This window comes from Spirillospora sp. NPDC052242, assembly GCF_040679555.1.
GTDB lineage: Bacteria > Actinomycetota > Actinomycetes > Streptosporangiales > Streptosporangiaceae > Spirillospora.
On sequence record NZ_JBFAUZ010000019.1, the window covers coordinates 57,566 to 77,609 of the forward strand.

Annotated in this window: 11 protein-coding genes; 4 read left to right on the top strand and 7 right to left on the bottom strand. The window is 76.3% G+C overall.

Annotated elements, in window-relative coordinates; translation table 11 throughout:
• Positions 1-14 precede the first annotated feature (14 nt).
• Entirely contained in the window at positions 15-2,204 is a 2,190-nt protein-coding gene (locus tag AB0L25_RS17500) for a DUF4132 domain-containing protein (RefSeq protein ID WP_500173184.1), read from the top strand.
• 40 nt (positions 2,205-2,244) lie between these two features.
• Here the strand turns inward: AB0L25_RS17500 and AB0L25_RS17505 are convergent, their stop codons facing one another.
• Genes AB0L25_RS17505 through AB0L25_RS17520 form a run of 4 tightly spaced genes read right to left on the bottom strand, consistent with a single transcriptional unit; the run spans position 2,245 to position 9,953 of the window.
• Positions 2,245-3,549, bottom strand: a complete 1,305-nt coding sequence (locus AB0L25_RS17505) for a tetratricopeptide repeat protein (protein WP_500173186.1) — start codon at positions 3,547-3,549, stop codon at positions 2,245-2,247.
• A 34-nt stretch (positions 3,550-3,583) separates the two neighbouring features.
• Positions 3,584-5,872, bottom strand: a complete 2,289-nt coding sequence (locus AB0L25_RS17510) for a hypothetical protein (RefSeq protein ID WP_500173188.1) — start codon at positions 5,870-5,872, stop codon at positions 3,584-3,586.
• Positions 5,872-7,641, bottom strand: coding sequence for an HSP90 family protein (locus tag AB0L25_RS17515; RefSeq protein ID WP_500173190.1), 1,770 nt, complete (start codon positions 7,639-7,641; stop codon positions 5,872-5,874). The genes AB0L25_RS17510 and AB0L25_RS17515 overlap by 1 nt, the downstream gene beginning before the upstream one ends.
• Before the next feature lie 44 nt (positions 7,642-7,685).
• Positions 7,686-9,953 carry a hypothetical protein gene (locus tag AB0L25_RS17520; RefSeq protein ID WP_500173192.1) on the bottom strand — a complete coding sequence of 756 codons (2,268 nt, stop codon included), beginning with the start codon at positions 9,951-9,953 and terminating at the stop codon, positions 7,686-7,688.
• Between the two features lie 82 nt (positions 9,954-10,035).
• Between AB0L25_RS17520 and AB0L25_RS17525 the strand changes: the two genes are divergently transcribed.
• On the top strand, positions 10,036-10,785 hold the full coding sequence (locus tag AB0L25_RS17525; protein ID WP_500173195.1) for a maleylpyruvate isomerase family mycothiol-dependent enzyme: 750 nt from the start codon (positions 10,036-10,038) through the stop codon (positions 10,783-10,785).
• Between the two features lie 5 nt (positions 10,786-10,790).
• Here AB0L25_RS17525 and AB0L25_RS17530 read toward each other — a convergent pair whose 3' ends face one another.
• Genes AB0L25_RS17530 through AB0L25_RS17540 form a run of 3 tightly spaced genes read right to left on the bottom strand, consistent with a single transcriptional unit; the run spans position 10,791 to position 14,392 of the window.
• Positions 10,791-12,287 carry an FAD-dependent monooxygenase gene (locus AB0L25_RS17530; RefSeq protein ID WP_500173197.1) on the bottom strand — a complete coding sequence of 499 codons (1,497 nt, stop codon included), beginning with the start codon at positions 12,285-12,287 and terminating at the stop codon, positions 10,791-10,793.
• Positions 12,271-13,230, bottom strand: a complete 960-nt coding sequence (locus AB0L25_RS17535) for an MBL fold metallo-hydrolase (protein ID WP_500173199.1) — start codon at positions 13,228-13,230, stop codon at positions 12,271-12,273. The genes AB0L25_RS17530 and AB0L25_RS17535 overlap by 17 nt, the downstream gene beginning before the upstream one ends.
• 49 nt (positions 13,231-13,279) lie before the next feature.
• Entirely contained in the window at positions 13,280-14,392 is a 1,113-nt protein-coding gene (locus AB0L25_RS17540) for a cystathionine gamma-lyase (RefSeq protein WP_500173201.1), read from the bottom strand.
• Positions 14,393-14,504: 112 nt separating this feature from the next.
• Between AB0L25_RS17540 and AB0L25_RS17545 the strand changes: the two genes are divergently transcribed.
• Together AB0L25_RS17545 and AB0L25_RS17550 are read left to right on the top strand one after the other, a co-directional pair.
• Complete coding sequence (locus AB0L25_RS17545) at positions 14,505-16,691, top strand: DUF4132 domain-containing protein (RefSeq protein ID WP_500173203.1); 2,187 nt, start codon at positions 14,505-14,507, stop codon at positions 16,689-16,691.
• A 66-nt stretch (positions 16,692-16,757) separates the two neighbouring features.
• Positions 16,758-20,003, top strand: coding sequence for a DUF4132 domain-containing protein (locus AB0L25_RS17550; RefSeq protein ID WP_500173205.1), 3,246 nt, complete (start codon positions 16,758-16,760; stop codon positions 20,001-20,003).
• Positions 20,004-20,044: the final 41 nt, after the last annotated feature.

Below are 20,044 nucleotides of genomic sequence, written 5' to 3' on the forward strand. Positions count from 1 at the left end.
GGAAGGCAGTTCCCATGACACCGACGCTCCCCGAGGCCCTCACCGACCCGCCCTGGCTGCGCAGGCCGAAGCGGACCGCCGACTGGAAGGCGGTCATCGTCGAGGGCCTGGAACCCCCGCCCGGACGCCGCGTCCGCTGGGCGCCCGGCGAACGCGAGCAGTGGCTCGCGCCTCCCGGCACCGAGGACGAGAACTACTGGCGGGCGGAGATCGACCGGCATTTCGGCCAGTACGGGGGCGCGGCCTTCAACCAGGCCGACGTGCTCGTCCGCGCGCCCGAGCACCTGGCCCGCCCCCTGCTCGCGACGTTCTCGCCCCGCGACGACGCGAGCTTCGGGCACTGGCTGCGGCCCCTCCTCGCCCGCTACGAGACGGACGTGTGGGACCTCGTGGTCCAGATGGCCGAATCGCGCCCGGCCCGCAACGGCTGGGCGGCCGTCCCCCTGCTCGGCGCCGACACGGCCCGCCTGGCCGCCTACTGGCTCTACAAGCTGAAGACGGCGCGGCACCTCGCCGAGGACTGGTTCGAGCGGCACGGCCCGCTCGCCGCCGGGTACTACCTGGTGCCGGACGCCCTCGGCGGCGCGGCCGCGCCCCGCCGGTACGCGGTCCACGCGCTCCGGCACGTCGCCGCCATGGACGCCGGCCTCGTCGTGCGCGCCGCCCGCGCCTACGGCGACGAGGCGGCCGGCGCCGTCGAGCGGATGCTGGCCGACGCGCCGTCCGGCGTCGTCCCGGCGCAGCGCCCCGCCGCGCCGCCGAAGCCGCCCGCCTGGGCGGACATCGCCGCGCTGCCCCGCCCGGTGCTGCGGGACGGCGGCGGCGCGTTCCCCGCCGACGCCACCCGCAACCTCGTGCTGCTCCTCGCCATGGCGGGCCGCCCGCACGAGTTCCCCGGCGTGGACGACGCCCTCGCCGAGATTCCGGAGATCTGCGAGCCCGCGTCCCTCGCCGCGTTCGCGTGGGGGCTGTTCGAGGCGTGGCGGGACGGGGGGCATCCGGCCCGCGACGGGTTCGCGATGCGCGCCCTCGGCCGGTTCGGCGACGCCGGGACCGTCCACCGCCTCGCCCCGCTGGTCGCCGGCTGGACGAAACCGGACACCGCCGACCTGATGGGCGGCGCGCTGCGCGCGCTCGCGGAGATCGGCGGGGACGCGGCGGCGGAGCACCTGAACGACATCGCGATGCGGGCGCGCACCAAGACTGTCCGCGGCGTCGCCTGGTACCGCCTCGGCGATGTCGCCGGGGCGCGGGGCCTCACCGCCGAGCGGCTCGCCGACCGGCTCGTCCCCGACCTCGGCCTGGACGACGAGGGCACGCTCACCCTCGACTACGGCCCGCGCCGCTTCACGGCCGCCCTCGACGACCGGCTCGTCCCGTTCGTCGTCGACGAGCACGGCCGGGTCCGCAAGAGCCTCCCGAAACCGGGCGTGCAGGACGATCCCGCCCTCGCGGCGGCGGCCCGGGAACGGTTCGCGCGGCTCAAGACCGACGTCCGCGTCGTCAGCGCCGACCGGATCGCCCACCTGGAGCGCGCCATGATCGACGGGCGGGGCTGGACGCCCGACGAGTTCGGCGCGTACATCGCCGGGCACCCGCTCGTGCGGCACATCGCCCGCCGCCTCGTGTGGCGGGCGGCGAACGGGGTGTCGTTCCGCATCGCCGAGGACGGCACCCACGCCGACGCCGCCGACGAGACCGTCGTCCTCCCGCCCGGCGCCGAGATCACCGTCGCGCACCCCGTCCACCTCGGCGAGGACGAGCTGAAGGCGTGGTCGGGCCTGTTCGCCGACTACGAGATCCTGCAGCCGTTCCCGCAGCTCGGGCGCCCCTGCCACCCCCTGACCGAGGACGAGCGGCGCGCGGACCGCCTCGCCCGGTTCGAGGGCGCCGTGCTCCCGGCCGCGGGCGTGCGGGCGCTGCTGCGCGGGGGCTGGCGGCAGGCTTCGGCGGACGGGGGCCGCCGGGCGTGGATCGCGGTCCGCGTCGGGGAGCGCGGCATCGCCGCGGACCTCGACCCCGGTCTGCCCGAGTACGAGTCGTACGGCATCGACGACCAGACGGTCCGGGGGGTGCGGCTCGTCGACAGCCCCTACCGTGCCTGGACCCCGGACGAACCGCCGCGGCGCTTCGGCGAGCTGCCCGCGGGCCCCCTCTCCGAGGCCGTCGCCGCCCTGGACGCCGCCGTCCGGACCCCGCGCTGACCGGGCCCGGCGCCGACCGGAGCGGCCGGCGCCGGGGCCGTCAGGCGAATCGCGAGCTGCGCACGGGCCCGGGCGAACCGACCCGTTCCCTGGGCCCGGCCGGCCACTGCGGCCGCACCGCCGCGACCAGCGCGGCCAGGGCGCCGTCCGGGTCCGGCGGGGTCTCGCCGTCGCCCTCGTCCACGTCCGGCGCCGCCCGGACGATCTCGGCGGCGACCTCCTCGGCGGGACGCCCGTCCGGCTCCGCCCGCTCCACCGCCCCGCCCGGCGTCGCCCGCAGCCCCGCGCCCCACGGCGGGACGACCACCTGGTGCAGCAGCCCGCTCACGTCCGCGGTGATCGGCGGCGGGTCCGTCCAGCAGGTGGCGTGCTCGAACAGCACCTGCCCCTCCGCCCGCTCCCACAGGCCGCCGAACACGTCGCCGTCCGTCTCGTTCAGGTCGTAGGCGACGACGAGCGACCCCGGCCGCCCCGGCGCGAACGGCTCCGCGGGCAGCCCCAGGAGCTCCGCGGCCGCCAGCCCGAGGACGGTGCTGGACCGGTCCGGCAGCGGCATCACCCGGTCCGGGGCCGGCCCGGCCGCGTCGAGCACCAGCCGCAGCCGCTCCACGCTGCGGCGGCACTGCGCGTACGCGTCCCCGAGGTAGGCGAACCGGCCGGTCATCCCGGCGGCGAACCCGTGCGGCGACAGCGTCAGCAGCACCGCCCCGGCCACCGCGAACTGCCAGCCCCGCAGGTCGCGGTCGTCCAGCGGCGACACCGCCCCGACCGCCCGCGCCCGGGCCAGCATGCGGTGCAGCCGCTCCGCGGCGGGCGCCCACGTCCCGTCCGGCTCCGGCAGCCCCCGCGCCGCCTCCTCCGCGCGGGCGACGTCCCCGGCCATGAACGCGTTGTAGGCGAGGAGGTACCGGTCCGGCCACGGCTCCAGCAGCGCCGCGCGGGCGTCCAGCTCCGCGACCGCCTCCGCGTGCCGGTGCTCCCGCTCCAGCGCGGCGGCCAGCTCCCGCACCAGCCCGATCTCCCCGGGCAGCCGCACCAGCGCCGCCCGCAGCGCCGGGACGGCGAGGGCCGCCGCCCCGCGCTCGACGCACGCGTACCCGAAGTCGTACAGCTCCTGCGGGCCCGGCTCCCCGCCCCGGCCGCCGCGGCCGAACCGGCCGCGCCGTCCGCCCGTCCCGGCGACGGCCGCCGCGGCCTCCCGCAGATCGTCGAACCCGGACGCCGCGGCGGCGCCCTCGGTGAGCCGCGCCAGCTCCCGGAGGTCCATGTCGTCGGCGTTCGCCCGCAGATGCCGCAGCAGCCCGGGGATGTCGCCGTTGTCGAGAAGCGCCTGCGGATCGTCCATGAGCGCGCACACTACTGTCCGGCCCGCCCCGGGATCACCCGTATTTTCCGGTGCGGCCGTCGGCGAGGCCGAAGGCGGCGCGGGTGTGGAACGCCGTCCCCAGGACCTCCTCCCAGCGGTGCGCGTGGACGCCGAGGTAGTCGCGGCACGCGGCGGCCAGCCGGGCGAAGCTCCAGCCGTCCTCCGGCTCGCAGCACGCGTCGGCGGGCCACGTCCACGGCTCGTCGAGCCCGGCGGCGACCAGCCCCTCGCTCACCCGGATCGCGCCCGCGTACGCGCGCAGCAGGTCGAACTCCCAGTCCTCGTCGTCGGTGACGTGGTACAGGTCGAGGACGCGCAGGAGCATCTCCCGCCCGTGCTCCAGCGCCCCCGTCTCCGCGCAGTACAGCAGGTGCGCGGCGACCTCCGCCGCACCGGACGCCGTCCGGTGCGCGCGCTCGTGCACCTCCCGCGCCCGCTCCGCCCGTCCCGCCCGCAGGAGGGCGGGCAGCAGCAGATCCGCGCGCTCGTCGCCCGCCGGGAGCGCCGCCGCCGCGGCGAACGCCTCCCCGTCGCATCCCAGGTCGAGCCACCACCGGACGCTCCGCAGGACGGGCCCGCGCGCGGCGTACCGCGCGGCGGGCGGCAGCGCGCGGAACTCCGCCCACGCCGCCCGCGCCGCGTCCCGGTCGCCGCGCCGCGCCGCCTCCTGCGTCCGGAACCAGCGGACGTGGTGGAGGTCGTCGGTGCCCGGGCGGCACCGCGGCTCCAGCCGGTCGAGCAGGTCGCGGACCTGCCGCAGGTGCGGACCGGTGCGCGCGAGAACCCGGTCCAGCGTCACCGGCACCGCCCGCCACAGCGCGTCCAGCCGTTCCGCGCCGAACAGGTCCGGACGGTCGCCGTGCAGCCGCAGCAGCTCCTCCACCGTCGAGAACAGGTCCCGCCGCCACCGTTCCCGGCGTTCCGCCAGCAGGTCGTCCAGCAGCGCGAACCGGGCGTCCGCGAGGACGTCCGCGGCGCCCGCCGCGGTCGCGTTCTGCACCACCTGCTGCGTCCGGCCGATGCGCAGCCGCGCCCCCTCGACGGCCCGCGCCCGGCCGAGCTCGCGCCGCAGCCCGCCGGGGTCGGTGACGTCCAGGTGCGCGGCGAGCCGGGGAGCGGCGTCCCGCGCGGGCGGCGCGGACGGCGCGGGCAGCTCCAGCCGGTCGACGACCGGTTCGGCGAGGATCAGCGCCTCGACCCGCTCCGGAAGGTCCATCGTCCCGTCCATCTCGCCGATCCGGCGCGCCAGGTTCACCGCGCGCCAGCGCAGCTGCGCGCCCAGCTTGGCGTACGTGATCAGCGGCAGGTAGTCGCAGTCGGAGGGATCGTCGCACTCGCACGGCCAGAACCATTCGCGGTCGAGCCCCAGCGCGCAGACGCGGCGGCACAGCAGCGCCGCCGCGGCCGCCGTCCACAGGTGCACCTCGAACCGGCAGTCGAACCCGATCCGGTCGAGGTTGCGGTGCAGGACGTCCAGGCCGCGCTCCTCGTTGCCGGTGCGGGCGCAGAACTCCAGGTGCGCGGCGACGTCCTCGTACGTCAGCCCGGGCAGCGCGTACGTGCGCTGGTGCGCCGCCACCGCCTCGTCGAGCCGCCCGGTGTGCAGGTACGGCATCAGCAGGGCGGTCTCGTACGCGTTGTCCTCCCGCACCGGGATCCGGCCGGACACCACCGGCGCCAGCGCCTCGATCGCGAGGTCGTACCGCTCCAGCCGCGCCCACATGCGCGCGTTGCCGCCCGCGTGCCCGTCGGGGACGAAGTGCTCCTCCGGCGTGCCCTGCACCCGCAGCTTCCGCCACAGCCGCTCCACCTCGGCGACGTTCCCGCGGCGCGCCTCGAGGTCCATGCGGGCGTCGTCCAGCGCGTACCGCGACCAGCGCCGCTCCGGCGGGCAGTACCGCTCCAGCTCGTCGATCAGCCGGTGGACGCGGTCCGCCGGCTGGACGTCCATCCGGATGTACCAGTCGAGGACGTTGTAGAGCTGCGTCCACATGGCCGTGACGTGCGCGGGACTGTAGCGGTGCGGTTCGGCGTGCCACATCAGCAGCGCCTTGCGGAGGACGCCGAGCGCCTCCCCGATGACCTCCTGGGAGCGCTCCTTCCAGCTCTTCGAGCGCAGCGCGTACCCGTAGTCGATGCGGACCCGGAACAGCGTCTCCGGGTCGCCGAGCGCCTCCGCGTCGGCCAGCACCGCCTCCATCGCGGCCACGAACTGCTCTTTGCCGCCGCCCGGCTTGCCCGGTTCGAGGCGCCACGCCGCCTTGTGCCGCCGCCGCAGCTCCTCGCCGTCGAGCGCGGCCATCAGCCCTCCCGGACGGCGTGCTCGACCAGCCCGAGGAACGCGCGGTTCACCCCGGCCACGTCGTCCGGCCGCAGCGGCCGGTTCCCGGTCAGCAGCGCGTACCCGTACAGCGCCTCGACCGACAGCTCCACGACCCGGACGTTCGGGGTGCTCGTCAGCCGCGCCACGATCGGGTTGCGGTGATTGAACACCAGCCGCGGCCCGGCCCGCTCCGGCTCCCCGGTGTCGATGAACTCCGCCCAGACGCCGTCGGCGTCGTCGTCGGCGCCGTGCCCGCCCGGGTCGCCCTCCAGGTACACCACGGGCAGCGACGCGGGGGAGAACGACCGCAGCAGCGGTTCGCAGCCCAGCCCCGCGAGGGTCCGCCGCGCGGCCTCCAGGAAATCGCGGGCCGAAAACTCCACGCCCGGCCCCACCGGGGCGAACCGCGTCGCCAGCTCCGACGTCTCCAGCCTGCGGACGTCCAGGTCCGGGTCCAGCCGCCGCAGCCGGTTCAGGATCTCGACGTGGTAGACGTAGCCGCCGTTGACGAGCGCGATGCCCTGCGCGGCGGCGATGCCCGACAGCTGCCGGAACTCCTCGACGCGCGGCGTGTACCGGATCGAGCGGTGCCGCGCCCGCAGCTCCGCGAGCGTGACGTTCCCCTCGCTCGTCTCGAACGGGACCTGCTCGTCCACGATCCGCAGCATCTCGGTGTCGTGCACCGCCAGCGCCATCACCCCGCGGTAGTGCACCTTCAGGAAGTCCCGCATCCGGGCGGGGTCGGTCGCCGCCAGCCGCACCAGCCACGACCGCAGCGCGTCGCCGAGCCGTTCCCGCGTCACCGCCAGCAGCTCGTCGTCGTACAGCTGCTCCCGGCTCGCCGTCGGCCGCAGCTCCCCGGCGTCCACGACGCACCGGACGAAGAACGCCCACTCCGGCAGCACGCCCTCGACCCGGTCGCCCAGCAGCATCCGCTTCAGGTACACCCGGTGGGTCGCCCGCTCGCTCGGGTTGCTCTCGTACGGCAGGACGAACGCCGCGCCCCGCAGCCCCGCCTCCGGCACCTCCAGCTCGACGGCGTCGAACGGCACCGCGCCCAGCACCCGCGTCCCGTACCCGAGCAGCTCGTCGCGGCCCCGCTCCCACGGCGCCGCCGGCTCGGTGACCCGCTCCCCGTCCACCCGCACGTCGCAGGGCAGCATCGCGCCGTAGTGCCGCACCAGCTCCCGGACCGTGGACGCCTCCAGCCAGTGCCCGAAGTCCCGGCGGGCCCGCAGGACGACGGTCGTCCCGGGCTCCTCCCGGTGCCCCGGCTCCACGGTGTAGTGCCCGTCCGCGTGCCCCCGCCACACGACCGCCGGGGCGTCCGGGACGGCCGCGCTGCGCGTCACCACCTCGATCTCGTCGGCGACGAGGAAGCACGACAGCAGCCCGATCCCGAACTGCCCCAGGAAGTCGTGCCGCGCCAGCCCCAGCTCGTCCCGCTTCGACGAGTTCCCGATCGTCGCGAGCAGCTCGTGCACCTGCGCCTCGGTCAGCCCGATGCCCGCGTCATGGACGCGCAGCTCCCCGTTCCCGGTCTCGAACCGGATCGGCGCGCCCGCCCCGTCCGTCCCGTCCGCCCCGTCCGGCCCGGCGCCCCGCGCCGTCATCGCGTCCACCGCGTTCTGCAGCAGCTCCCGCACGTACACGCGGGGGCTGCTGTAGAGGTGCCGGCTCAGCAGGTCGACGATCCCGCGCAGATCGACGTTGAAGCTCCGCGCCCCCGTTGGTTCCCGACTCGTCATCACCCCACTGAGATGATCGCCTTCCCCGCACGGTTCCCGCGGGTTCACCCGGCGACCGCCCGGGTGTGGAAGGACGTGCCGAGGACCTCCTCCCAGCGGCGCGCCTCCTCGGCGGCGGACGCGCGGCACTCGCGCGCCAGCCGCGCGTACGTCCAGTCGTCCTGGGGCTCGCAGCACGCGTCCGCGGGCCACGTCCAGGCCCCGTCGTGCCCGGCCTCCGCCAGCAGCTCGCACACCCGGGCCCCCGCCGCGTACAGCCGCATGTCCGCGAACGCGAAGTCGTCGTCCTCGCCCGAACCGTGGAACAGGTCGAGCGTCCGGTGCAGGATCTCCCGGCCGCGGTCGAGCAGCCCGGCGTCCGCGCAGTACCGCAGGTGCGCGGTGACCTCCGGGGCGTTCCGCGCCGTCCGGTGGGTGCGCTCGTGCAGCTCGCGGGCCTCGGCCGTCCGTCCCGCCCGGAGGCGGACCGCGAGCAGGAGGTCTTCGCGGTCGTCGCCCGCGAGCGGCGCCATCGCCTCGGCCGCCTCCTCGTCGCGGCCGAGGTCGAGCCACCATCCCGCGCTCCGCAGGACGTTCTCGCGCGCGGAGTACCGCTCCACCGGCGGCAGCTCACGGAACCGCGCCCACGCCGCCCGGGCCGCGGCGGCGTCCCCCGCCCGGGCGGCGGCCTCGGTGCGGAACCAGCGGACGTGGTGCAGGTCCTCCGTCCCGGGACGGTGGTGCCGCTCCGCGGAGTCGAGGAGGTCGCGGACCTGCCGCAGATGCGGCCCCGGCCGCGTCAGCGACTCGTCCAGCACGGCCGGGACGGCCCGCCACAGCGCGTCGAGACGATCCGGCTCCGCCGGGACCGCCCGCTCGTCGAGCATGCGGAACAGCTCCCGCAGCGCCGAGAACCGGTGCCCGGTCCAGCCGCGCCACCCGAGCCCCCGCAGGTCGTCCAGCAGCCGTAGTCGCGCGTCGGCGAGCACGCCCGGCTCGCCCGCCGCCATCGCGTTCTGCATCACCCGCTGGGTCAGCACGATGCGCGGCATGGGCTCCTCCACCCCGCGCGCCCGCTCCAGCACCTCCCGCAGGCTCGCGGCGTCGGCGGCGTCCAGGTGGGCGGACGGCGGCGGGACGGCCAGGTGCGACGGCGGCTCGGCGTCCGGCGGCAGTTCGAGCCCGTCGACCAGCGGTTCGGCGTGGACGAGCGCGTCGATCCGCTCCCCGAAGAAGGACGTCCCGTTCAGTTCGTCCACTCGGCGCGCGAACCTGCCCGCCCGCCACCGCAGGTGGGCGCCGAGTTCGGACCAGCTCCAGATCGCCAGATCGGTGCAGCCGGGGTCGGCGCACCCGCACGGCCAGACCCACTCGCGGTCGAGCCCCTTGCCCGCGGCCCGCCGGCACAGCAGCGCCGCCGCGGCCGCCGTCCACGCCTCCACGACGTACCGGCAGCCGTACCCCATCCGGCCGAGGTTGCGGTGCAGGACGTCCAGCCCGCGTTCCTCGTTGCCGGTGCGGGCGCAGAACTCCAGGTGCGCGGCGACGTCCTCCAGCTTCATCCCGGACCGGGTGTACGTGCGCTGGTGCAGCGCCACCGCCTCCGCCGCCCGGCCGGTGTGCAGGTACGGCATGAGGAGGACGGCCGCGTCCCCCGCCCGCGCGGGGATCTGCCCGGCCAGCACGGGCGCCATCGCCTCGATCGCGAGTTCGTGGCGGCCGAGCTGAGTCCACATGGTCGCGTCGCCCCGGGCCGGGCCGTCCGGGAGGAAATGCTCCGCCGGCACGTCCTGCATTCGCAGCCGCCGCCAGAGCCGCTCGACCTCGCCGACGTCGCCGCGCCGCGCCTCCAGCCGCATGCGCGCGGTGTCGAGCGCGTACCGCGCCGCGGTCCGCGTGGGCGGGCAGTACCGTTCCAGCTCGTCGATCAGCCGGTGCGTCCGGTCGGCCGGCTCCGGATCGAACCGGGTGTACCAGTCGAGCAGCCGGTAGAACTGCGTCCACATCGCCTCGACGCACGACCGGTCGTACCGGTGCGGCGCCTCGTGCCACATCAGGAGGCTCTTGCGGAGCACCCGGAGCCGCGGCGCGACGGCCTCCCGGGAGTGCTCCGTCCAGCCCTTGAATCCCAGCGAGTACGCGTACTCGATCCGGATCTCGAAGAGGATCTCCGGCTCGCCGTGCGCCTCCGCGTCCGCGTGCAGCGCCTCCATCTCGGCCAGGTACCGCGCCTTGTCGCCGCCCGGTTCGTCCGGGCAGAGCCCCCGCGCCGCCCGGTACCGCCGCCGCAGCTCCTCCGCGCCCGCTCCCGTCCGCCCGTCCCCATCGCTCACCACGGGACTGAGATGATCGCCCCCGGCCCCCGGTTCCCCGGCCGCGTTGATCGGCGCGGCGGAACCTGCTGGACTGCCCGGCATGGACCACGCCCGCTTCCTCGACCACCTTGAGGACGACTTCTCCCGGTTCCGCGCGATCGCGGCGTCCGGCCTCTCCGCTCCCGTTCCCACGTGCCCCGGCTGGACCGTCGCCGACCTGGCCCGCCACGTCGGCGAGGTGTACCTCCACAAGACGCGCACCGTCCGCGAAGGGGCCGAGCCCGAACCGTGGCCCCCGCCGGACCTCGCCGCCGAGGACCCGCTCGTCCTGCTCGACCGCACCTACGCCGACCTGCGCGCCGAGCTCACCGCCCACGAGCCCGGCGACCCGGCCGTCACCTGGTACGCCCCCGACCAGACCGTCGGCTTCTGGATGCGCCGCATGGCGCACGAGACGCTGATCCACCGCATCGACGCCGAACTCGCCCTCGGGCGCCCGCCCGCACCCGTCCCGCCCGACCTCGCCGCCGACGGCGTCGACGAACTGCTCAAGGTCTGCGTGGCGTACGGCCTGGCCACGTGGGGCGAGTACTTCACCGGCGTCCTCGGCGGCACCCCCGAACGGACGTACGCGCTGCGGACGGACGGCGCGGAGTGGCGCGTCCGGACGGGCCCGGACCTGTTCGACGTCCACGACGGCCCCGGCGACGGCCCGTCCGACGTCACCCTCACCGGCCCGCCGGAGGCCCTGCTGCGCTGGGTCTGGAACCGCGGCGGCGACGTCCGGATCGACGGCGCCCCCGAGGCCGTCGAGGTCCTGCGCCAGTGCATCACCCTCGCGACCCAGTGACCGCTTCAGGCGGGGTGGGCGCAGGCGCGGTGGAGGGCGGTGCGGAGGGCGGCCGGGTCGAAGGCGGGGAGGGCGGCGGCGATGTGGCCGTCCGGGCGGACGACGATCGCGCCGTGCGGCGGCAGTGCGGCCTCCGCGCCCACGTCCTCCAGCGCGATGACCCGGTGGGGGACGTCCGCCGTCACGGCGGTCGCGTGGCGGGAGGGGACGAGGACGACCATGCTCGTGCCGAACAGGCGGCGGAGCCGTGACCGTTCGCCGTCGAGGAGGCATGGGGCGTCCGGGCAGAGGGTTCCCGGGAGGGACGTGCCGGACGGCGTGGTCAGCGGCGAGTCGGTGTAGCGGAACGGTTCGGCGAGCTTCCCGGAGTCGATGGCCGCGCGGGCGTCCGGGTCGTGCAGGGCGCGCTCCAGGGTGCGGATGCGGTGTTCGCGCTGCTCGGGCGTCCGGGGGACCAGGAACTCCATCGTGCGGGTCGTCACCCGCAGGTTCTCCAGCGCCGCCGCGCGGCGTTCGGCGTCGTAGGTGCCGAGCAGGGCGTCGGGCGCGCCGTGGCGGTGCGCGAAGGCGAGCTTCCAGGCGAGGTTCTCGGCGTCCTGGACGCCCGAGTTGAGGCCGCGCGCGCCGAACGGGGCGAAGACGTGCGCCGCGTCGCCCGCGAGGAAGGCGCGGCCCGCGCGGAACGTCGCGGCGCACCGCTGGTGGAACCGGTAGGCGGTCGTCCAGACGAGCTCGTACGGGGCGTCGCCGACGATCCGGCGGATCCGGGCGTCGAGCGCGCCCGACGCCCGTTCGGCGTCCAGGTCGAAGTCCTCGGGGACCTGCCAGTCGATGCGCCACACGGAGTCGGGGCACTGGTGGACGAGCACCTGGCGGCCCGGGTTCCACACCGGGTCGAAGTGGAAGCGGCGCTCGTTCGGGAACGGCAGGTCGGCGCGGACGTCGCAGATGAGGAAGCGGTCGGCGAACGAGCGGCCGGGCCATCCGATGCCGAGGAGGCGGCGCACGGTGCTGTGCGCGCCGTCGGCGCCGACGGCGTGGGCGCCGCGGACGCGGGCCCCGTTCGCCGTCGTCAGTTCGACGCCCGCGTCGTCCTGCTCCAGCGCGACGACCCGGTGCCCGTAGCGGAGGTCGATCAGCGGTTCGGCCGCGACGAGGTCGCACAGGCGCCGTTCGACCTCGGACTGCGAGATGTTGATCCACGGCGGGGTGACCCCCTCGCCCGGGTCGGGGAACGTCACCGCGAACAGTTCGGTGTCGCGGTAGTACGTGCGCCCCGTCGTCCAGGTGACGCCGCGGGCGACGAGGTCGTCGCCGCAGCCGGCGCGGGCGAGCACGTCCAGGACGTCCCGCTGGAAGCAGATGGCGCGGGACCCGGTCGTCTCGCGGCGGTCCGCGGCCTCCAGCAGGACGCTCGGCACGCCGGACCGGGCCAGCAGCAGCGCGGTCACGAGGCCGACCGGCCCGGCGCCCGCGATGACGACGTCAGCCCTGGAGCTCATCCCAGACCGCCCGGTCGCGCTCCGCCGTCCAGACGCGCGGGCGCTCCACGCCCGACAGCTCGTCCCACAGGCGGGCCACGTCGAACGGCAGGCAGTGCTCGAAGATCGGCCAGCGGCCGTAGCGGGGTTCGAGCGCCGCGTGCACCGCCCGGAACGCGTCCTTGAGCGTGCCGCCGTCCCGCCGGACGGCCGACGTCTCGCGGATCATCACCCGCAGGAACTCGCGGGTCTGCGCGACGGCCGCGGCGGCCTCCTCCCGGCCGCGCGCGACGGCGCCGCGCCCGCCGACGAGCGTCTCGGCGCCGAGCGCGGCGACCCGGTCGAGGGTCGCGCCCGCCCAGTCGCGGTGGAAGGCGTCGCCGGTGTAGAGCGCGGCCCGCGCCTCGACGAGGTCGCCCGCGAACAGGATCCGGTGCTTCGGCAGCCACGCCACGATGTCGCCCTCGGTGTGCCCCCGGCCGCAGTACCGCAGGACGAGCTCGCCGCGGTCGCCCCCGAGATGGACGGTGAACGACGCGTCGAACGTCGCGGTCGGCCACGTCAGCCCGGGGATCGAGTCCGGCTCGACGAACAGCCGCGGCATCCGGCGGTGCTCGGACTCCCGGTCCTGCGCCCCGCGCTCGGCGATGAGCGCGCGCGTCCGGTGGTGCGCCACGACCACGTCGGCGTCGAACGCGCTCGCGCCCAGCGTCCGCACCGCGTGGTAGTGCGACAGGACCAGGTACCGGACGGGCTTGTCGGTGTGCTCGCGCAGCCGTGCGAGCCACCGCCGCGCCGCGACCGGCGTCGCCAGGGCCTCGAAGCACACGACGAAGTCCTCGCCCTCGACGGCGCCCACGTTGGGGTCGCCCTCGGCCGTCAGCGCGTACACGCCGTCGGCGAGGACCTCGAACGTCTGCTCCTTCTCGTCCAGGTCGGCGGACGAGGCGAACGGTTTCGTCACGCCCGTCTACCTACCCGCCCCGCCGCCGGATCAGCCCCGCGGCGGCCGGTCAGGTCCGGGCGGCGTCGAGGGCGCGCAGGGCGTCGGCGACGAGGTCGGCGGTGTCCTCGACGCCGACCGAGAACCGGACGAACCCCGGTTCGACCGCGTCGCCGCCCCAGCGGCCGCGCCGCTCCGCCGAGCTGTGCACGCCGCCGAAGCTCGTCGCCTGCGTCACCAGGGTGAGGGCGCCGAGGAACCGTTCGGCGAACGCCTCGTCGGGCAGCGTGAACGACACGATGCAGCCGAACCGCTTCATCTGGCGGGACGCGAGGGCGTGCGACGGGTCGTCCGGGAGCCCCGGGTAGCGCAGCCCGGACACCTCGGGACGGCCGCGCAGCGCCTCGGCGAGCGCGAGCGCGTTCGCCGACTGCCGGTCCAGCCGCAGCTGCAGGGTCGCGAGCGACCGGTGCGCCAGCCACGCCTCCATCGGCCCGGGGATCGCGCCGACCGTCTTGCGCCACCACCGGACGCTCTCGGCGAGCCCGGGGTCCCGGGTGGCGACGTGGCCGAGCAGGAGGTCGCCGTGGCCCGTCATCGCCTTGGTGTCGCTGGCGACGGAGAAGTCGGCGCCGAGGTCGAGGGGGCGCTGCCCGAGCGGCGTGGCGAGGGTGTTGTCGACGGCGACGAGGGTGCCGCCCGCGTGCGCCGCCTCGACGATGCGGGCGACGTCGCACACGTCCAGGTTCGGGTTCGAGGGGGTCTCCAGCCAGATGAGGCGGGCCCCGTCGAGCAGTTCGAGCTGGGCGTCGCGGGCCGTCGGGCCCATCCGGACCTCGACGCCGTAGGACTCCAGCCGCTCCCGGAGGGACCGCGTCGTCTGGTAGCAGTCCGTCGGCAGGACGACCGCGTCGCCCGCCTTCGCCTGGGAGAGCAGCACCGCCGCGATCGCCGCCATCCCGGACGAGAACACCGACACCTCGGCGCCGCCCTCCAGTTCGCCGATGGCGCGCTCCAGCAGCGTCCACGTCGGGTTGGCGTCGCGGCCGTAGGTGTAGGGCCCGGCCGGTTCGCCGGGCAGATGGTAGTGCGCGGCGAACGCCGGTCCCGGCAGCGTCGGCGCGAACTTCTCCGCGGCCGGGCGTCCCGCGCCCACCGCCAGGGTCCCGTCCCCGATCTCCACTCTGACCTCCTCGTATGCGGGACCGCCATCGTCCCGCATCGCCCGAGCGCCGCTGTCGGCGGGCGCCGCTACGGTGATCCGGCCAGCGCGATCTTCCGACGGAGGGGACACCGTGGACCGTGTACCGGACGTGCTCGTACGACCGCCGTGGCTGACCGGGTGGCGGGAGCCCGAGCGGACCGTCGTCAAGGGGCTCGCGGCGCCGCCCGCCCGGGCGGAGTGGGCGCCCGGCGAGCGCGACGGCTGGACGTCCCGCGCCGGAGGCCCGGCGGGCGCGGGGCCGGCGGGGGAGGACTGGGAAGAGGACGCGCGCGGGTTCGCCGTCGGGTATCTCTGGCCGGCGCACGCCCAGTTCACGCTGCTCGGGCACGGGCCCGACGAGCTCGTCCGGCCGCTCCTCGCGCGCTGGAAGCCCACGGCCCTCGACCACGGCGACGCCGCGGAGCGCCTCGGCGGGGTCGCCGCCCGGTTCGGCGCCGACGCCGTCAAGCCCGTCGTCGCCGCCGCCCGCAGTTCGGCGGCCCTGTTCGGCTACGCGATCGGCCCGTTCCTGGACGGCGCGGTGGCGACGCTCGTCGCGAACTGGCTCACCGCGGCGAACCGGGACGCGCGCGACACCGCCCGCGCGTGGCTCGACCGGCACGGCGTCGACGCCGTGCCCTACCTCCTCCCCGCCGCCCTCGGCGCCCGCGCGACCGCCCGCGCGACCGCGCGGGCGAACGCGTGGCTCGCCCTGCGCGCCCTCGCGGCCCGGCATTCGGCGGACGCGGTGATCCGCGCCGCCGGGGAGCACGGCGTGGCCGTCGCGCCGATCGTCGCCGACCTCCCTCCCACCGAGCCCGGCGACCGGTGGCTGTTCGCCCATCTCGCGCCGCCGCGCCCGGGGGAGTGGGCGACCGCGGGGCTGGAGGTCCCGCTCCGGGACGGCTCCGCGCTGCCGCCCGCCGCCGTCGAGGCGTTCGTCACCCTGCTCGCCCTGTCGGCGGAAGCCGGCGAACCGCACCCCGGACTCGCCGGCGTCCGCGCCGCCTGCGCCCCCGGGGCCCTCGCCGACGTCGCCTGGCGGCTGTTCGAGCGCTGGGAGGCGGCGGGCGCCCCCGGGGCGGACGCCTGGACGATCGACGCGCTCGGCCTCCTCGGCGACGACTCGACCGCCGCGCGGCTCGCCCCGATCGTCCGCGACTGGCCCGGCCGGAACCTGCACCACCGGGCCGTCCAGGCACTGGACGTCTTCGCCGCGATCGGCACCGAGGCGGCGCTGCGCGCCCTCGACGGCATCGCCCGCGGGACGAAGTTCGGCGGGCTCCGGGGCGAGGCGGAGGGCAAGCTGGCGGAGGTCGCGGAGGGGCTCGGACTGACCGGCGACCAGCTCGCCGACCGGCTCGTCCCGCGCTTCGGGCTCGACGGTGACGGCGTCCTCGTCCTGGACTACGGGCCCCGCCGGTTCACCGTGGGGTTCGACGAGCAGCTCAAGCCGTTCGTGGTCGACGAGTCCGGCAAGCTCCGCAAGACCCTCCCGAAGCCGGGCGTGAAGGACGATCCCGAGTCGGCGCCCGCCGCGCACCAGGCGTTCGCCGCGCTGAAGAAGGACGTGCGCGCCACCGCCGCGGCGCAGCTCGGACGGCTCGAACGCGCGATGCTCGACGGCCGCGTCTGGCGCGCCGCCGAGTTCCGCGAGCATCTCGCCGGGCACCCGCTGATGCGGCACGTCGTGCGCCGCCTGGTCTGGACGTCCGGCGGCGCGGGCTTCCGCCTGGCGGAGGACGGCACGTTCGCCGACGTCCGCGACGACGCGTTCGTCCCGCCCGAGGAGGCCGAGGTCCGGCTCCCGCACCCGCTGCACCTCGGCGACGGGCTCGCCGCGTGGAGCGAGGTGTTCGCCGACTACGAGATCCTGCAGCCGTTCGCGCAGCTCGCCCGGCCCGTCCACGCGTTCACCGAGGACGAGCGCGCCGCCTGGTGCCTCGCCCGGTTCGAGAAGCTGGAGGTGCCGTCCGGGCGGCTGCTCGGGCTGGAGAAGCGCCGCTGGCGCCGGGGCGCCCCGCAGGACAACGGCGCCCAGCGCTGGCTGGAGTACCGGGCCGCGTCGTACTGCGTGGTCATCAGCCTCCGCTCGGGCTTCAACGTCAACCGGCCGATCATCGAGGAGACCGACGTGATCGAGCGGGTCTGGATCGGTGACCGTCCCGACTGGTGGCCGCCGCGGGAGGACACGGGGCGCGCCTTCGCCGAACTGGACCCGGTGACCGCCTCGGAGATCCTCACGGACCTGACGGCCCTGGCCGACGCGGCGGTGTGATCGGGGTGCCGCCGGGTGTTCCGGTGGCCCCGGTGACGTCGGCGGCATGCCCTACGTTGTCCTGCTATGGATGATCACCAGCGCTCCGCGACGCCGGGCGAGGACGTGCTCGACTTCCCGACGGCGTGGCTCCGGCACGTCCACCCCCGCCGGGGCGGCGTGCCCGTGCCGGTGAAGCCCGGCGACCCGGGGCAGGCGCGGCGGCTCGTGGAGGAATCGCCCGTCCGGGCGGTGGAGGGGGACGCCGGCGTGGTCCGGCGGTACCTCGACGGCGAGCCCGACCCGGCCGGGGCGGCGGCGGTCGCGGCGGCGGTGGTGAAGACGGAGCGGAGGCCCGAGCGCAAGGGGCGGACGTTCCGGACGTTCGTCGACGCGTGGGTCGCCGAGCACGGACTCGCGTTCGCCGTCGAGGCCGTCACGGAGCGCTGCAAGGCAGCCCTGGCCGCCGACCGGCGGTTCCACAACGGGAAGCGGATGCCGCGCCCCCTGGCCCCGGCCGACCAGGAGGCGCTGCGGCGCGTGCGGGCGTTCCTCGCGGCGGCCGACGACGCCGGGTACGCGGCGGCGGCCGAGCGGCTGGACGCCGTCGAGTGGCCGGCCGAGGAGGCGGCGCCGGGCGCGTGGATCGTCGCGTACCTGCTCCCCGCGCGCCAGGACCGGGTCGACGAACTGCTCGCCGCCCGCACCTCCTGGGAACTGCTCGAGACGGTCGCGCTGTGCTCGATCGGCAGGCCGTCCCAGCTCGACGCCGTGCTGCCGCGCCTGTACCGGCCCTCGCCGTCGCCCGGCGAGATCGCGACGCTCGCCGACGGCATCGGCCCGGCCGCGCTGCCGTACCTGCTGAAGGCGGTCGAGGGGCGGCGGGTGGACGGCGAGGGCCGCAAGCGCCTCTTCGCCGCGATGGCCGTGCTCCCGACGGACGACGCGTTCCGCGCGCTGCTGGACCGGCGGGACGACCGGCACGCCCGGGCCGCGCTGATGGACGCGATGCGGCGGTTCCCCCGCCGCGCCCTGCGCCTCCTGGCGACCGCCGCCGGGCGCGACGCGGCCGCGCTCCTCGACGGGCACGTCCGCGCGAACGCCGACCTGGTCACGGCCGCGCTCCCGGACCTGCCGGACGACGTCCGCGCCGCCGTCGAGCCGATCACCGCGGCGGCGCGGCGCGTCCCGGAGGCGCCGGCGGCCGACCTTCCGGCGTGCCTGACCGCCCCGCCGCCCTGGAAGCGGCCGGTGCGGCCCGTGGTGCCCGGCCTGGAACCGCCCGCGCCGCGCATCGCCTGGCCCGCCGGGATGCGGGCGAAGTGGCTCGCCGCCGACACGAGCGACATGCGGCGGCTCGACCCCGAACCCGACTGGACGGAACTCGCCGCCGGGGCGGGCCGGTTCATGGGGCGCCTGCAAGAGGGCAACCTCCTGCTGTACGGGCCGGAGGACGTCGTCCGCCCGATCCTGCCGCGGATGGCGCGCACCGCGTACGCCGAGCAGTGGATGAGACCCGTCGTCGCCCGCTACGGGATCGACGCCCACGACCTGGCGTCCCGCGCGGCGAGCGGGCCGGGAGACGGCGCCGGCCTGTACCTGCCGTTCCTGAGCGCCCCGATCGCGGCGGCCGCCGCCGACGCCCTGTTCCGCCGGGGCGCGGGCGCGGCCGGGGCCGCCGCCTGGCTGGACCTGCACGGCACGGACACCGTCCCGTACCTCGCCCCGGCCGCGCTGGGCGAACCGGGGAAGGCGCGCCGGGCCGCCGAGCACGCGCTGCGCCGGCTCGCGGTCCGGCACGGCCTGGACGCGGTCGCCGCCGCGTTCCCCGCCGCGCCGGACGCGTTGCGGACGCTCCTCGCGGCGCACCCGGCGCAGACGGGACTGGTCAAGCGGGCCGCGATCGGCGACTGGGTGCGGCAGGCCGCGCTGCCTCAGGTGCTGCTGCGCGGCGGGGACCGCGCCCTGCCGCAGGACGCCCTCCCGAGGCTCCTGGAGCTGCTGGCCCTGCCCGTCCCGTACGGCCTGGACGAGCTGCGCGCGGCGTTCGAGCCCGCGTCCCTCGCCGAACTGGGCTGGAGCGTCTTCGCCCACTGGGTCGATCTCGGCCGTCCGTCGAAGGAGAACTGGGCCCTCGTCCAGCTCGGCAACTCCGGCGACGACGAGGCGGTCCGGCGGCTCGTCCCGCTGATCCGGGCGTGGCCGGGGGAGGGCGGCCACAAGTACGCCGTCACCGGCCTGGACGTCCTCGCGGGCATCGGCTCCGACGTCGCGCTGATGCACCTGCACTCGATCTCGCAGAAGGTGAAGTTCACGGGGCTGCGGGCCCGCGCGCGGGAGAAGATCGCCGAGGTGGCGGAGGCGCGCGGGCTGTCCCTCGACGAGCTCGCGGACCGGCTCGTCCCGCACTTCGGGCTGGACGCGGACGGGTCGATGACGCTCGACTACGGTCCGCGCCGGTTCACGGTCGGGTTCGACGAGCAGCTCAAGCCGTTCGTGGTCGACGAGTCCGGCAAGTTGCGCAAGGCGCTCCCGAAGCCGGGGGCGAAGGACGATCCGGAGCTGGCCCCCGCCGCGCACAAGGCGTTCGCCGCGCTGAAGAAGGACGTCCGGACCGTCGCGGCCGACCAGCTCCGCCGCCTCGAACGCGCCATGGTCGAGGGCCGCCGCTGGACGCCGGACGCGTTCCGCGCGCACCTCGTCCGGCACCCGCTCGTCGGGCACCTCGCCCGGCGCCTGGTGTGGGTCGCGGAGGACGGCGGCGGGACGGCGTCGTTCCGGGTCGCCGAGGACGGGACGTTCGCCGACGCCGCCGACGAGACGTTCGTCCTCGCGGAATCGGCTCGCGTGGGCATCGCGCACCCGCTGCACCTCGGGGACTCCCTCGGGTCCTGGGGGGAGGTGTTCGCCGACTACGAGATCCTGCAGCCGTTCGAGCAGCTCGCCCGGCCCGTCCACGTCTTGACCGCCGCGGAGCGGGAGAGCGGGCGGCTGGAGCGGTTCGAGGGGCTGCAGGCGCCGTTCGGGACGGTCCTCGGGCTGGAGAAGCGCGGCTGGGAGCGCGCCGAGCCGGGGGAGGCCGGCAGCCAGGAGTACATGTCCCGCCGCGTCGGCGCCGACCGGTACGCGATCATCGACCTCGACCCCGGCTTCTCCGTCGGCGAACCGGGCGCGACCGGCGACGTGCAGACCGTCGAGTACGTGCGCCTCGCGGCGTCGCCCGGGCGGTTCTGGGCGTCGCGGAGCACCCCGCCCCCGTTCGGCGAGCTCGATCCGGTGACGGCGTCCGAGATCGTCGCCGACCTCGAAACGCTGCGCGAGGCCGCCGTCTGACCTCCCGGTTCGTGACGTTTTCGGCGGCTTGATCCTCTACG